Source organism: Ruminococcus flavefaciens ND2009 (assembly GCF_000621785.1).
GTDB lineage: Bacteria > Bacillota > Clostridia > Oscillospirales > Ruminococcaceae > Ruminococcus > Ruminococcus flavefaciens_C.
Genome location: NZ_JHXI01000015.1, coordinates 43,624 through 58,463, shown reverse-complemented (window position 1 = coordinate 58,463; position 14,840 = coordinate 43,624). Strand labels below are relative to the sequence as shown.

The window sequence follows — 14,840 nt, the reverse complement described above, 5'->3', positions numbered from 1 at the left end:
AGCGCTCAGGGGCTTTTTGCATCTGTTTATTTGTAAGTATTCACAATTCCAGGCTGTCACATTTGGCTATAATCACGTTTTTGCGGCAGAAAACTCCCTGTTTTTCGCAGAATGTGTTATACTTGAGTAAACACAGGCTGATGACGCAGAAGGAGGTACTACTATGAAAGCAAAACTCGCATCCCTTGTCACCTCGGCAGTTCTTGCCTTTTCCTGCACCGTCCCCACGGTCAGCTCGGCGGACTGGTGGAATTACGACGACATCGAGGAAACAGGCTTCGGCTATACCGTTGTGGAATACGATAATACAAAATACTCCGCGGTACTGATGGACGTGCCCGAGGTCAAGGTCAACGAATACAGCGATACTGTAGAAGAACTGGTCATTCCCGGAGAAATAGAGGGATTTAAGGTAAGGACAGTCTGCCTTTACGACCATGATATGTACAACATCAGGCATATCACACTGCCCTCCACCGTTGAAAACATAATTGTAGAGGGTACGGGAGAAAAGCTGCTGGAAATAGACGTGGACGAAAACAACCCCTGCTTCTGCTCCGTTGACGGCGTGCTCTACACCAAGGACATGAAGAAGCTGGTGGCTTATCCCGCGGGAAGGGATGACACTTCCTTCACCGTTCCCGACGGAGTTGAGGAGATAGGTGAAAGAGCATTTGCAATCTCGCCGAGCCTTGAGGAGATAGTTTTCCCCGACTCTCTAAGGACCATCGATAAATATGCGCTGTACACCAAAAATCTGAAAAACCTGACCATTCCTGCATCGGCAGTGATACATGATCCTGTAATATATGACCGCCATCTGGACAGCATTACCCTGCTCCGTGAGGATATAACCGATCCCTATTCAGACACGGATCAGCCCTTTGAGTATGACGGACTGTACAACGTTCTCGGCGCTCCTGTCCCCTGGACACCGCCGCTTATTATGGATAACGCCCCCACCAGGCTCTACGTTCCTGCCTCTGTCATAGACATATACAGAAAGCTTGTGGAGGACAAGAACTACTATGCCGTATGTATCCCTCTGGAGCTCAAGCTCCTGCCCGACCAGAAGTACGGCGATATAAACTGCGATAACGAGATAAATATCGCGGACGCAGTTACTCTCCAGAACTTCATTCTGGGTACTGGCGACGGCTGCGCTCACGGAGCGGACCTTAACAATGACGGCGTTCTGGACATATTCGACCTGATAACCCTTAAAAAGCTCATTATCGAACAATAATACACCGGACGGGCAGCGCTGATACAGAAGCTTTAAGCCATAGTATTTCTGATACAAGGTCAGAAGTACTATGGCTTTTTATTTCAGAAGCGTTATAAATCATAATTTAGCGGAGCTAAATTATGATTTGAGTTTAGAGTTGAGAGTTTAGAGTTGAAAGTTGTGGAGTCGCCTGCGGCGACAATATTTAAATATTGTGAGCGAAGCGAACACATTAACTCTCAACTCTCAACTTTCAACTATCAACTTAGCGCATACGCGCTAAATTATGCTTTTTTGCAGGCAATATGCGGCTTTTATGATAGTAAAATATAACAAAGGGACGGCAGCGTTTTTGATACATTCTCCAAATATATCACTTTTTGTGCCAAATTACATATAATGTTCACAAATTCAGAAAGAATTATGTTATAATAGTAACATGGAAGCTGTGACCTCAGGCAGCTTTCCTTACCTATCTATTTATATAATGAGAGGAGAATGGAAAAAATGAAACTCAAAAACACTGTTACCAGAAAGCTCACCGCTGCAGCCGCTTCCACTGTTATGGCACTGACATCGGCAGCAGCAGCATTCATTCCCATGAATGCAAGCGCAGCAGATCACGACTACTACAAAGCACTTGCAATGTCACTTTATATGTATGACGCAAACGCCTGCGGCAAGGGCATTACAGACGGCCCTCTGACCTGGCGCGGCGACTGCCATACCTATGACGGAGAGGCTCCCGTGGGAAGTCTCGGAGGCTCCGCAAAGTCCATCGTCGACCCTGACGGTGACGGAAAGGTAGACGTTTCCGGCGGCTTCCACGATGCAGGAGACCATATAAAATTCAACCTCACCATAGGCTTTGCTCTTAGCAGCCTTGCACTCTCGGATTACCTCAATCCCGGAGTATACGAAAAGGCAGGCTGTAAGGACCACCTTATCTATGAGCTGAAATGGGGCGCTGATTACCTCATGAAGACCACCTTCCTGGACAGCTCCGACAAGGTAGCTGCCGTAGCTCACGTTGTGGCAAACGGCGGCACTGACCACGGTATATGGTCCGCACCGGAAGTACAGACCTATGACAGACCCATCTACTGGCTCACAGAGGGCGACAACAACTCCTCCGTAAGCTGCGAGATGGCGGCAGGTCTGGCGGGCACAGCCTACGTCCTCAAGGACTCCGATCCCGCATATTCGGCTGAATGCCTGAAATATGCAAAGGCTCTCCTGGAGTTCGGTCAGAAGCACGTAGGAAACAATACGGGCGGTATCGGCGGATTTTATGACACCGCTGCACAGTATCAGGACGAGGAGGCTATGGCTCAGGCATGGCTCTGGGTCAATGACGCAGGCAGCAAGCCCTCACGCGTCGGCAAAAACGGCGACTACGGCAACAGCCAGTATGACGGCTGGGTATACTCCTGGGACAAGGTATGGCAGGGCTATTCCGCTCTCATGTACAAGGCTACGGGAGATAAGGCATACGCCGATGAGCTTCAGTACGAGCTCAAAAACCAGGGCGACCTGAAGGTCGGCACATACAACGCCGGCGGCTGGGGCGCTTCTCGCTATAACTGCGCTAAGCAGATGGACGCTCTCGCTCTTGCAAACGGCGACGCCAATGCTGATTACGCAAAGGCTGCAAAGTATCAGATGGACCATATCCTGGGCGATAACAACCTTGGCTACAGCTTCCTGCTGGGCTTCGGCGACAAGTGGCCCGTACATATCCACCACCGTGCAGCAAATCCCGGCAATGACAGCTCGGGAGCTTCCTCAAATCCTTCCGCTAAGTATACAGCTTACGGTCTCCTGGTAGGCGGCGATGACTCCAGCGGCTATCAGGATCAGACCGACAAATACCAGTACACCGAGGGTGCTCTGGACTATAACGGCTGCTTCGCTATCGCCTGCGCAGGCGTAGCAAACCTCTACGGCGGCGATGCAACTTCAATGCCCGCTCTTGCTAAGCAGGCAAGCGAGATCAACGCTGACTTCAAGTTCGGCAGCGCTGAGCCCATAACTACAACCACTACCACAACTGTCACCGAGACCACCACAACTACTACCACAACATCGCCTCAGCCCATTTATACCATTGTTATGCCTACTCACTACAATGTCCAGGAAGTCATCTCCTACCCTGCAAAGACCGAATACACCGTAGGCGAGAGCCTTGACCTTACGGGCATTTCCGTAAAGGTACGCTCCGAGACTTACTGGCAGGAGGTTGAAGGCGGCAGCAGAGCAGGTATCATCTACGGCGAGCCTTTTGTATTAGAAAATATCACTCTTGATCCTGCTAACGCCATTATCGGCGGTGAGAACGGCGCTATCTGGAAGGGTGATATGGCTGACGAGCTGACTCCCGGAAGCTATACTGTAATGTATGACAAAACATACACAGATGATCAGAATCGTGAGATACAGTTCGGGAACTTCAAGCACCATATAGCCGTCAAGGAAGCAGATAAGACCGAACCCTATACCTTTGTTTTCGCAATAAAGGACAAGGACACGGGCGAGCTCGTAAAGGCCCCGGAGCTCTCATTCCGCGTAAACGGTCTCATTTCTCTCCCCGAGGATTCGGGACTCCATATAGCCGATCCTTACGATCATGTCTATGTTAAACTCGATGCCGCTAACGGCAATCCCATGACCTACACCTGCGATACATTCAAGGACAGGAAAACAGTCAATGTGGATATGATCACAGCAAAGGCTGACGGCTATACATTTGTTGAGGTCAATGAGGACATCAGGGACGGCGGCAAGCCCAATACCATGTATTACGATGTACTTATGACCAAGGACGATGCAGGTCTCAAGGGCGACACCAACTGCGACGGCAAGGTTGAGCTGGCTGACGCTATCCTCATCATGCAGTCACTGGCAAATCCCGATAAATACGGCGAAAACGGCACTGCCGAAAAGCCCCTCACAAAGCAGGGCAGAAAGAACGGCGACGTAAACTCCGACGGACTCTCCGCCGACGACGCCCTCTCTATCCAGAAATTCCTGCTCCACCTCATACCCTCACTTAACGAGGCTTGATAAAACTTTACCCGGGCTCGTGCAGAACCTCTGTTCTGTACGAGCCCGTTTTTTTGCACCTTTTCTGCGTAAAATCCATAGCAATTATGCACAATGTGCAGATATGTTTTTTAAGCACTATGACGAAAATATTAATAATCTGTTCAATTTTACCAGATTGTAATATCTCTGTTACCAATTTGTTACCAAATTTCAGGGCAAACCCTGTATAATGGGTGTAAGACATATTATAGGCAGATCATATTGAAAGAAGTGTGATAACATGAACAAATTAAACAGGCTGAAATCAGCCATCATCAGCAGTGCTATCGCCCTCACCTCGATTGCAGCACCTCTCTCAAACATCGGTGCTCCCTCTCTCACAGCAAACGCGGCTGACGGTGATAACTACGCAAAGCTCCTTCAGTACTCCCTCTATCTTTATGACGCAAATATGTGCGGAAACAACTCGGACTGCGCTATCTCATGGAGAGGCAACTGCCACACCAATGACGAAGTGCCCGGCGGTTTCCACGACGCAGGCGACCACGTAATGTTCGGTCAGCCCCAGGGCTATGCAGCTTCTACACTGGGCTGGGCTTACTACGAATTCAAGGACGCCTTCACTGCTACAGGACAGGACGCTCATCTTAAAGTCATCACAGACAAATTCTGTAAATTCTTCCGTGACGCTACAGTTCTCAACGGCAACAACGTTTCCAAGGTCCTCATCGAAAAGGGCGAAGGTAACCAGGACCACGATTACTGGGGCGCTCCCGAAACTCAGGGCGACAGAGGCCGTATGGTCTGGACTACAGGCGGTGCTGCAAACATCACTGCCGAGTACGCAGCAGCTCTCGCAGCTAACTACGTAAACTTCGGTAATCCTGACGACCTCAAGTACGCTGAGGCTCTCTACAACTTCTCAAAGCAGAACACAGGAACATATTCAGTTGCTCCTTTCTATGTAAGCGGCACCAGCGGCTCCGCTGATGAGCTCGCATGGGCAGCAGGCTGGCTCTACAAGGCTACAAACAACCAGAAGTATCTCAATGATCTCGGAACTTGTCCCGAGGGCTACTGGGTACACTGCTGGGAGAACGTTGGTCTCGGCGCTTCTATCCTCAAGGCTGAGGCAACAGGCGACTGGAGCATCGTTCACGAGATCGGCGGCGGCAACGAGTACAAGTTCTACGACGAGTGGGGCTCGGCAAGACACAATGCTACCGCTCAGATGGCAACTCTCGTAGCTGCTAAGTACAACCACGGCGACGCAGGCTGGGCTAAGGGCCAGATGCAGTACCTCACAGGCGACAAGGCTTTCCAGAACGGAAAGAGCTACTGCCTCATCGTAGGTTTCAAGGATAATTCTTCCAGGAATCCTCACCACAGAGCTTCTTCACCCGATGCTAATGCAGACCCCAGAAATGACGGAACACCTAACAAGAACCTGCTGGTCGGCGCTCTCTGCGGCGGTCCTAAGCAGGCAAACGGCGACGGCTATGCTGACGTTCGTTCCGACTATCAGGCAAACGAGGTCGCTGTTGACTACAACGCAGGTCTCGTTGGTGCAGCAGCTGGTCTGTACCACTTCTACAAGACAGGCTCAACTGTTTCCACTATCCCCGGCGTTTCCAAGATCTACGGCGGCGGAAGCAGCATAACACCTACTCAGCCTTCTGTAACTACAACTACTCCCGCACCTTACAATCCGCCCACAACCACAACTTCTCCCAACCCCGGCACTTCTTCGGGCGGCGGCAAGACTCTCCTTCCCGCTGACATGAAGGTAGGCGTAGAGGATGGTACAGACGGACCTATCAGCTATGCTGAGTTTGCTCCTCAGGGCGCTAAGAAGGCTACACTTTACTTCAAGATCAATACCAGCGATACACAGGCTTCCGGCGGCTTCGGCACATGGACAGGCAAGTGGGATCAGGTAGACTTTGAGAACGTAAAGGCTGACGCAAACAAGGAAGTAGTTGTTGACTACGATATTCCTTCAAATGTTGGTTCAACTATCAAGGCTATGGTCTGGTGGCCTCAGGGCGACGGCGTTACTATCGAGAAGGTCGTTCTCGACGGCAGCGGAAGCAGCAGTGTAACTCCTTCACAGCCCGCAGTTACAACAACTACACCCGCACCCTACAATCCCCCTGCAACAACTACAACAGCTCCCAGACCCTCTACAACAGGCGGCAACGGAGTTTACAAGGTAGAGCTCAACAAGTCTCTCAAGTTCGATGACGGCGCTGACGACAAGATGATCGGCTTCGACTGGGCTGACTTCAATATCCCCAGCGGCGAGTACGCTACAAAGATCGAGTTCAACATCTCTGCAAGCGGCAACATCGACAAGTGGGTAGGTAACTTCGGTTCTTCAACAACTGTTGCTCCCGATTACTGGTTCATGGACGATGACGCTCAGCAGGATAAATCCATCAACAGCAGCAAGGGCACTATCACATGGAATCCCCCTGCAAGCGCTGCTCAGACATTCGCTTACAGCGGCGGCGAGCTCAAGTTCGGTACATGGTGGACTAACGTTTCATCCTACACAATGGATTCTATCGTAGTCTACACAGCAAAGGGCACAGCTGCTACTACAACAAGGATAACAACAACCACAACAACTACTACAACTACAACAACAGCACCTCCTGTTGTAACAACAACTACAGCTCCCACACCTGTTTTCGACGGTGTATGGGGCGACTCCAACGGCGACGGCAAGGTTGAGCTGGCTGACGCTATCCTCATCATGCAGGCTATCGCTAACCCCGATAAGTACGGCGAGAACGGAAGCGATCCCAAGCACATCACCGAAAAGGGCAAGACCTACGGTGACGTTGATAAGGGTACAATAGGTCTCACAGGAAACGATGCTCTCTTCATCCAGATGTATCTCCTCCACATGAGATCAACTCTCGCTCCCATTATCTGAGCTGAATAAATGAATTCAAGGCTGCACGGCACTGCTGTGCAGCCTTTTTCATGCCGTTTTTGCGGATCCTTGTTAGATTTCAACAATTTTGCTCCGTTTTTTTGTCTTGCTTTTTCGATAAAACCCCTTGCAAAACACTGCGGTCTGTGATATAATATTAAAGCTAGTTGAAATATATCGGCTTTGCCGTAATCCATACTTTACCCGGAGGTAGTTTTTATGTCAACTTTAGAGATCATCGGCGGTATCGTGATACTCGTCCTCAGCCTTTTAACCATCGTTATCTGCCTTTCACAGGAGCAGAAATCACAGGACAGCATGACTGCTGCTCTCACAGGTGCAAGCGCTGATTCCTTCTACGGAAAGAACGAGGGAAGAACAAAGGAAGCCATCCTCGCTAAGATCACAAGAGTTATGGCGATAATCCTTTTCGCTGCTGTACTTGCAGTAAACATCGTACCGATCTTCACAAAGTAAGAAAAAAAGCTGCCCTGTGACTCAGAGTCATGGGGCTTATTTTTTGCTCCGCTGTATGCGGATAATAAGACACAAGGAGAAAATATGGCAGAAAAAAAGAAAAAACAGTCCGACAAAAAGGGCAGCAGCCCTGTGTCAGTGGAAAGCTACAAGAATAAAATAGTCACCTTTCTGAAGGCTTACGGAAAGAAATCCATGCCCCTAAGCGAGCTTGAGGCAAAGTGCAGAACAAAAAAATCCGGCAGGGAGAATTTCGCCGCTGCCTTTTCGGAGCTCCGCACAGAGGGCGTTGTCATGATGAAAAAGGGCATGAAGGCTGCACTCTGCTCCCGTCTGGGAGTCTATGCAGGCGAGGTCACAAGACTGAGCCGCACCTTCGGCTTCGCAGTGACCGACGAGGGCGTGGAGTACTTCATTCCCGGAAAGTGTATGCTGGGCGCTATGCCCGGCGACAGGGTACTCATCTCCCCTATCGCCTCAAGAACAGGCGAGCCCGAGGGCGAGATACTGGATATACTTGAATTCGGCAGCTCTCAGCTCACAGGCAGAATTGAGTACGAGGACGGACGCCCCTACCTGGTGCCCGATACCGCCTCACGCAACCATGTCATCATAGTCCGCGAGGAGAGCGTTCCCTTTGAAAACGGCGACAAGGTACTGGCAGAGATAGTCTACCGCGGACGCCGCCATGCCGAGCACAAGGTAAAGATAACTCTGGTATTCGGAAGCTCAGAATACGCAGCCTCTACAGCCGCTTCAATTCTGGTGACACACGGCGCTCCCACAGCCTTCCCCGAGGAGGTAATGAAGGAAGCCCGCAAGATAGCCGAGGGCGGCGTGCAGGAGTACAGCTTCAACAACCGCGAGGACCTTCGCGATATGACTATATTCACCATCGACGGTGCGGAGTCCAAGGACCTTGACGACGCCGTTTCCGTTGAGAAGACAAAGAAGGGCTACCGTCTGGGAGTCCACATCGCCGATGTTTCACACTACGTCAAGGGCAACAGCGCTCTGGACAAGGAGGCTCTGCTCCGCGGAACAAGTATCTACTATGCGGACAAGGTCATTCCCATGCTGCCCAAGGAGCTTTCAAACGGTATCTGCTCCCTGAACCCCAATGAGGACAGGCTCACACTGTCCGCCTTCATGGAGCTGGACAAAGAGGGAAATATGCTCTCCTACCGCTTCTGCAAGAGCGTTATCCGCTCACGGGTCAAGGGCGTTTATTCCGAGATAAACCGTATCCTCGACGGCACAGAGACTGAGGACATCGCAGAGAAATACTCCGCGGTAAGAAAGAATATCGACCTCATGAATGAGCTGGCGGACAAGCTCATCGCAAAGAAGCAGCTCCGCCACGCTCCCGAAATAGAGACCACAGAAAGCAAGCTCCTCATCGGCGAGGACGGTATCTGCTACGATGTCCAGCCCCGTGAGCGCGGCAAGGCTGAGCGCATCATCGAGGAATTCATGCTGACAGCCAATGAGGCTGCCGCAAAGCTGGCAAAGGACAGGAAGGTTCCCTTCGTTTACCGTATCCACGAGGCTCCTCCCGAGGCAAAGGCAGAGGCTCTCCACGAGCTGCTGCCCAAATACGGCTTTGAGTGTCCTCATTTCAGCGAGTTCAAGCCTGCCCACGCGGCTAAGATACTGGACAGCGCAAGGGGCACGGACAAGTTTGAAGCCGTGAATATGCTGGTGCTCCGCTCTATGGCGAAGGCTAAATACTCCAACGAGCCCCTCGGTCACTTCGGACTGGTGCTGGACGACTACGCACACTTCACCTCCCCTATCCGCCGATACCCCGACCTGGCTATACACCGCATAATCACCGATATTCTGGCAGGCTACAACAACGAGTGGCTCAGCAAGCGCTATGAAGCCTTTGCGCTGAACGCCTCAGAGCGCTCATCTGCGGCGGAAATAAGGGCAGTCACTATCGAGCGCGAGTGCGAGGACTGCTACAAGGCTGAGTACATGAAAGCCCACATCGGCGAGAGCTTCACCGCAAAAATATCGGGCGTTACCGAGTTCGGCTTCTACGCTGAGCTTCCCAATACGGTGGAGGGACTGGTCCATATAAGGACGCTCCCCGAGGGCGAGTATGACTACTCCGAGCCCGTTTCACTTACCGAAAAGTTCAGCGGCGTTTCCTATACTCTCGGTCAGACCGTTCAGGTGGTCTGTGCAGCGGTAAACGTCAGCGACGGCACTATAGATTTCGTTCTCGACGACGAACAGGAGGATGACTGATGAAAAAGCTCTTATCACTCATAGCATCAGCGGCTGTGGCTGCGGGAGCTGTGTCATGCAGCGGCAAAAAGGCAGGAAGCTCCTCACAGACCGCTGAAAATTCAGCTGTCGAAGCAACCGACGCTTCCCAGCCCGTACCTACAGACCACTCCGAAGTCACCACGGCGGTCACAACCGCAACGACTACCGCGGCGGAAGCGGCTACTGTCACCACCACCACTACACAGCAGGCTACCCATCAGCCCGACCCTATGGGCGGCGACGCCTTTGAGATCAACGATGACGGAGCTGTGGTATTTGAAAAGCCCGTTGAGGACTCCGACGACAGGACTCTCATAGCAGCTGCACAGGCACTTTACGAGTCCGCAGGCCATGTTCAGCTGAACTTCACCGTCGGCTGCCCCTTTAAGGTGGACTACACCAACTTCGTGGAAAACGATCTTGGCTGGCAGTTCTACCGCATCACGGAAAGCGGCATAAGCAGCTTCAGCGACGTGGAGGACGCCTATTTCAAGGTGTTCAGCAGGCGCTATCCCTGCGATGAGCTGTCGGATCTTTACATTGAGAAGAACGGCGCGGTCTATGCCCTCTGCGGCAACCGCGGCAGCAATATCTATTACTCCTCATCGAAGGTAACGGGTATCAAGTCCCGCACCGCGGACGAAATAGTGTTCTCTGTGGACAGCTTCTATGACGGCAGCGACTTCGGCGAGGAGTCCTACACCCAGACCGACGATTTCTCCGTAGTTATCGAGGACGGAAATGTATGGAAGGCAGGACAGTTCACACTGCCTTATTAAAAAGCGGCGGCAGCTATGAAGGGGATTCCAAAGGGACTGTGTTCCTTTGGTCGGAGCCACGAGGCAGACAGCCTCATGCAGGGTCCAAGGGGCAGAGCCCCTTAGATCCTCATCTGCTGCTATCATAAAAAGAAAACCGAAGCAATAAGCTTCGGTTTTTTGTTTATGCTTCGGTTTTTACTTCAACGCTGTCAAGTCTGCGGAAATATTCCTCCGCATACTCGCGGTACTCGTTCCTGAACTGCTCATCGTTCTCCTTGACATCGTGGAGATAAGCGTGGAGATTGGTCTTCTCGTCAGTCTCGATAAGACAGCCCGCGATGTTGGAGCAGTGGTCGGAAATACGCTCCAGGTTGGTGAGTACGTCCTGGAAGATATAGCCCAGCTCAACTGTACACTCGTCGTTCTGGAGACGGCGGATATGTCTGTTCTTGAGCTCGGTGCTGAGGTTGTCCACCACTTCCTCAAGAGGCTCTACCTTATGGGCGATAGCAAGGTCATTCTTCACGTAGGAGTCGAAAGCCTTGTTGATATTCTCGCTGATAGCATCGGTGATGACGGTTATCTCGTTTATGCACTCCTCAGAGAACATTATTCCCTTTTCGTGCATTTCCTGAGCCGACTCCACCAGGTTCACGGCGTGGTCGGAGATACGCTCGAAGTTGCCCACGCAGTGCATCATCTTTGAAACGCTTCGGCTGTCCTTGCCTGTAACGCTTGCCTTGGATATTTTTATGAGGTAGCTGTTGATCTTGTCCTCAAAGCCGTCGATGATGTCCTCATTCTCAATAACAAGGTCGCACTTGTCGCTGTCGTAGTTTATCAGCAGCTTCAGCGCAATGTCGATGGTCTCTCTTGTGAGCTCTGCCATCTGTTCGGTTGCTGTAAGACAGGTCTGAACAGCAACAGCAGGAGTCTTGAGCAGGATGTCGTCCAGTCCTGTGAGAGTCCTTCTGGAGTCTACCTTCTCCTCCTTGCCGTCCCTTACAACTATCTTTGAAAGCTTTACCAGCTGCTTGGTGAAGGGCAAGAACATTACAGTAGTTGCCACGTTGAATATGGTGTGCATTACCGCAATGCCCACATAGCCGACAGTCTTGCTCATGATGCTCAGGTCTATGACGTTCTGGAGTATCATGATTATGGGGAGAAGCACCAGTGTACCGATGATCTTGATGATGATATGTGTCCAGGCAACGCGCTTGGCGTCCTTGCTTACTCCCACTGTTGCCAGAAGGGCAGTTACGCAGGTACCGATGTTGCAGCCCATGATTATAGGCAGCGCCATACCATAGGTAAGTCCGCCTGTCTTTGAGAACGCCTGGAGTATACCGATAGAGCCTGCGGAGCTCTGGATTATACCTGTGAATACAGTTCCTACAAGTACGCCCAGGAGGGGGTTCTTGAAGGCTGTGAGGATACGCTGGAAATCGGGTGAATTCGCCAGGGGGTCAACGGAGTCTGACATAAGTGTCATACCTGTCATAAGCACCGCAAATCCCACAAGGATACGACCCACATCCTTCTTCTTGTTCTTCTTGGCGAACATGATAAGGATAACGCCTGCAAGAGCTATAAGGGGCGAGAAGGAAACAGGCTTGAGCATTTTCAGTATGAAGCTGAGCACTCCGCCGCCGCCGTCATCCTTGATACCGTCAAGACAGAGTATCCACGCGGTAAAGGTAGTTCCGATATTTGAACCGAAGCAGACACCGATGGTCTGCTCAAGGGTCATTATGCCCGAGTTTACGAAGCCCACCAGCATTACGGTCATAGCAGATGATGACTGTATGGCTACTGTAACGCCCATACCGAGAAGTATAGCCTTTATCTTGTTCTCGGTCATTTTCTTGAGAGCGATCTCCAGCTTGCCTCCCGTGAGCTTTTCAAGTCCCGTAGACATTACTTTCATTCCGTAGAGGAAGAAAGCAAGTCCGCCCAAAAGGGTGAAGATGTTAAAAATTGAAAATTCTTCCATAATTCTCTCCTGTTTCATTTTTGTTATTTCCCTCATCTTTAATTATAACGATTACACGGCGCAAGTCAATGAGATAAGCCATTCTTTAACGTGGATTTAACATTTCATAAAAACAGAAAGGCGCTCCCGTTATTTCCGCGGGAGCGCCTGTAAGCCTCTTTATTTCTTCTTTTTATTGCTGTTCTTTACAGCCTTTTCAGCCTTTTCCTTTATTTCATCTGCTTTCTCCTCGATGGCGTCGATAACGTCCTCAAGGTCAGCCTCCTCTGAGTCATCATCGTCATCATCTGCGGCAGCCTTTACAGCCTTCTTGCCGCTGTTGTCCTTGAGAGCATTAATGAAAGCAAATGCAAAATAGATCATAAATATGAGAGCCTCAATAATGAACAGGGGCTTTACAGCATTCTTGACAGCCTCACTGAGCCCTGCGCTGACTGATCTCGAAGCGGGGATCAGGATATTATAAGCGTTTGCGAACTGAACATTCTCATAGTAATCATCAGCTGTCTGCTCAGTGAGCTCTACAAGACGAGTTACCTTTTCGCCGAGTGCAGCTATGTCAGTCTCAACCTTCTCAATGTTTGCCTGTGAGCTGTTCTTGTTGTTCTTGAGGGCGTCGCGTCTTGACTCATAGAACTTTATATCCTGCTTTGTCTGTGCAAGGCTTGACTCAACGCTGGTCTTCTGTCTGAACAGTGAATCGTACTGGTCTGAAGCAGTAGCGTACTCTGTATTAGTCGAGTCTGTACCGTTTCCGAAGATGAGGATGGAATCCTTCTCATACTGAGTGATAGAAGCCTCAAGAGCTGCAAGGCGCTCTGCGTACTCGTCCTTATCGCGGTTGAGGTTCTCTATTCTGTAATCATAGTAGGAAAGTGCAGCATCCTTGTCCTTGGTAACGTTGTTTACCGAGATATAGGATGAGATCCTGTCAAGATCGATGCTGCTGATAGTCTTTGCATATTCAGAGAGATCCTTGAAGCTGTAGCCTGTAACGCTTGAACGGAATGTGGTGTTATCGTCCTTGGAAAGTGAACTGAGGTAGCTTCTTATCTGTCTGAGTGAATCTCTGAACAGGTCGACCTGCTGAGCGTAGTCATAGTCCTGATATTCTACTGAATTAACAGCTGCACCAAGGGACTCGTTGTAGCCGTACTGCTCATAGAAGTAATCGCGGTAATTCTCAAGAAGGTTGTTGAGGACCTCAACGCCTGTCTTTCTGTCGAAGCCTGCTGCACCGAAATCGAAGTAAACGGTGAACTGTGTAGGATAATACTTTGTATCCAGCATAGCCTGAGCAGCGGAAAGGCTTCCGCTTGTAGCCTTGTCCATAACGCTGTAATAGGCAGTGAGCTTATCATAAGCATCATCGGGGATCTTATAATCAAATGTGATGTTTGCTCTTACGCTCTCGATCTTATCCAGCTCGATATTCATTTCCGTAAGAGTTTTCTCGATGATAACGGGGTTTTTCATTGTCTCGATCTCGAACTTGCGTCCTGCGGGATCCAGACCCTTTTCGATGTTGGGGTATGTAAAGCTTACCAGCGCTCTTGCGGGGTTCTTGGCGGAAAAGGTCTTTACAGCGGAAAGAACTACTCCGAGAATTCCTGCGATAATAGCGACTGCCAGCCATAAAGCCAGATATTTTTTAAGCTTGCGAAGGATAGACGATACAGAGATAACGACATCATTATCGCTGCTGTCCTGATTTTTTATTGTAACATTAAGGTTACGCTCATCTTTTTTAGCCATTTTGACCTCCGAAATCCTTTATATTCTTTTGTTACGGCATAACACGCCGTAATAATCATTATATCACTAAAAAAGCTGTCAGTCAATAGAAAAGGGAAAATTCCCGTTATTTGCATAAAAAGCTGTTCTCAGCCCTTTTCCGCTTTAACAAAATACACCAACATAGTGCAAAACAATACCCTGACGTTATCTGCTAAATCATAATTTTGCGGAGCAAAATTATGATTTGAGTAAGTAGTAAGTAGAAAGTAGTGAGTAGAAGACGATACACTGAATAATACTACTCTCTACTTACTACTCTCTACTCACTCATAATTTAACACCTGCGGTGTTAAATTATGATTTATCAGCGCAGCTGAA

General features: G+C 50.1%; 8 protein-coding genes. 6 read left to right on the top strand and 2 right to left on the bottom strand.

All coding sequences use genetic code 11. The features are described 5' to 3' along the window. The first annotated feature begins 163 nt into the window (after positions 1-163). The 6 genes from T488_RS0104590 to T488_RS0104565 all read left to right on the top strand — a co-directional run bounded on the left by T488_RS0104590 (position 164) and on the right by T488_RS0104565 (position 10,747). Positions 164-1,246, top strand: coding sequence for a leucine-rich repeat protein (locus tag T488_RS0104590; RefSeq protein WP_028519781.1), 1,083 nt, complete (start codon positions 164-166; stop codon positions 1,244-1,246). 489 nt (positions 1,247-1,735) lie between these two features. Next, on the top strand, positions 1,736-4,291 hold the full coding sequence (locus T488_RS18610; protein WP_051536289.1) for a glycoside hydrolase family 9 protein: 2,556 nt from the start codon (positions 1,736-1,738) through the stop codon (positions 4,289-4,291). 262 nt (positions 4,292-4,553) lie between these two features. Beyond that, complete coding sequence (locus T488_RS18605) at positions 4,554-7,214, top strand: glycoside hydrolase family 9 protein (protein ID WP_051536276.1); 2,661 nt, start codon at positions 4,554-4,556, stop codon at positions 7,212-7,214. Between the two features lie 219 nt (positions 7,215-7,433). Further along, the gene (secG, locus tag T488_RS0104575) at positions 7,434-7,691 is read left to right on the top strand and encodes a preprotein translocase subunit SecG (RefSeq protein WP_028519780.1); all 258 of its coding nucleotides are present in this window, start codon (positions 7,434-7,436) and stop codon (positions 7,689-7,691) included. An 84-nt stretch (positions 7,692-7,775) separates the two neighbouring features. Continuing rightward, positions 7,776-9,947, top strand: coding sequence for a ribonuclease R (rnr, locus tag T488_RS0104570; protein WP_028519779.1), 2,172 nt, complete (start codon positions 7,776-7,778; stop codon positions 9,945-9,947). Continuing rightward, on the top strand, positions 9,947-10,747 hold the full coding sequence (locus tag T488_RS0104565) for a hypothetical protein (RefSeq protein WP_028519778.1): 801 nt from the start codon (positions 9,947-9,949) through the stop codon (positions 10,745-10,747). Before rnr ends, T488_RS0104565 begins: the two co-directional genes overlap by 1 nt. A gap of 163 nt (positions 10,748-10,910) precedes the next feature. Here T488_RS0104565 and T488_RS0104560 read toward each other — a convergent pair whose 3' ends face one another. Both T488_RS0104560 and T488_RS0104555 read right to left on the bottom strand, forming a co-directional pair. Then, the gene (locus tag T488_RS0104560; protein ID WP_028519777.1) at positions 10,911-12,725 is read right to left on the bottom strand and encodes a Na/Pi cotransporter family protein; all 1,815 of its coding nucleotides are present in this window, start codon (positions 12,723-12,725) and stop codon (positions 10,911-10,913) included. Between the two features lie 159 nt (positions 12,726-12,884). Then, entirely contained in the window at positions 12,885-14,480 is a 1,596-nt protein-coding gene (locus T488_RS0104555; protein WP_028519776.1) for a hypothetical protein, read from the bottom strand. Positions 14,481-14,840: the final 360 nt, after the last annotated feature.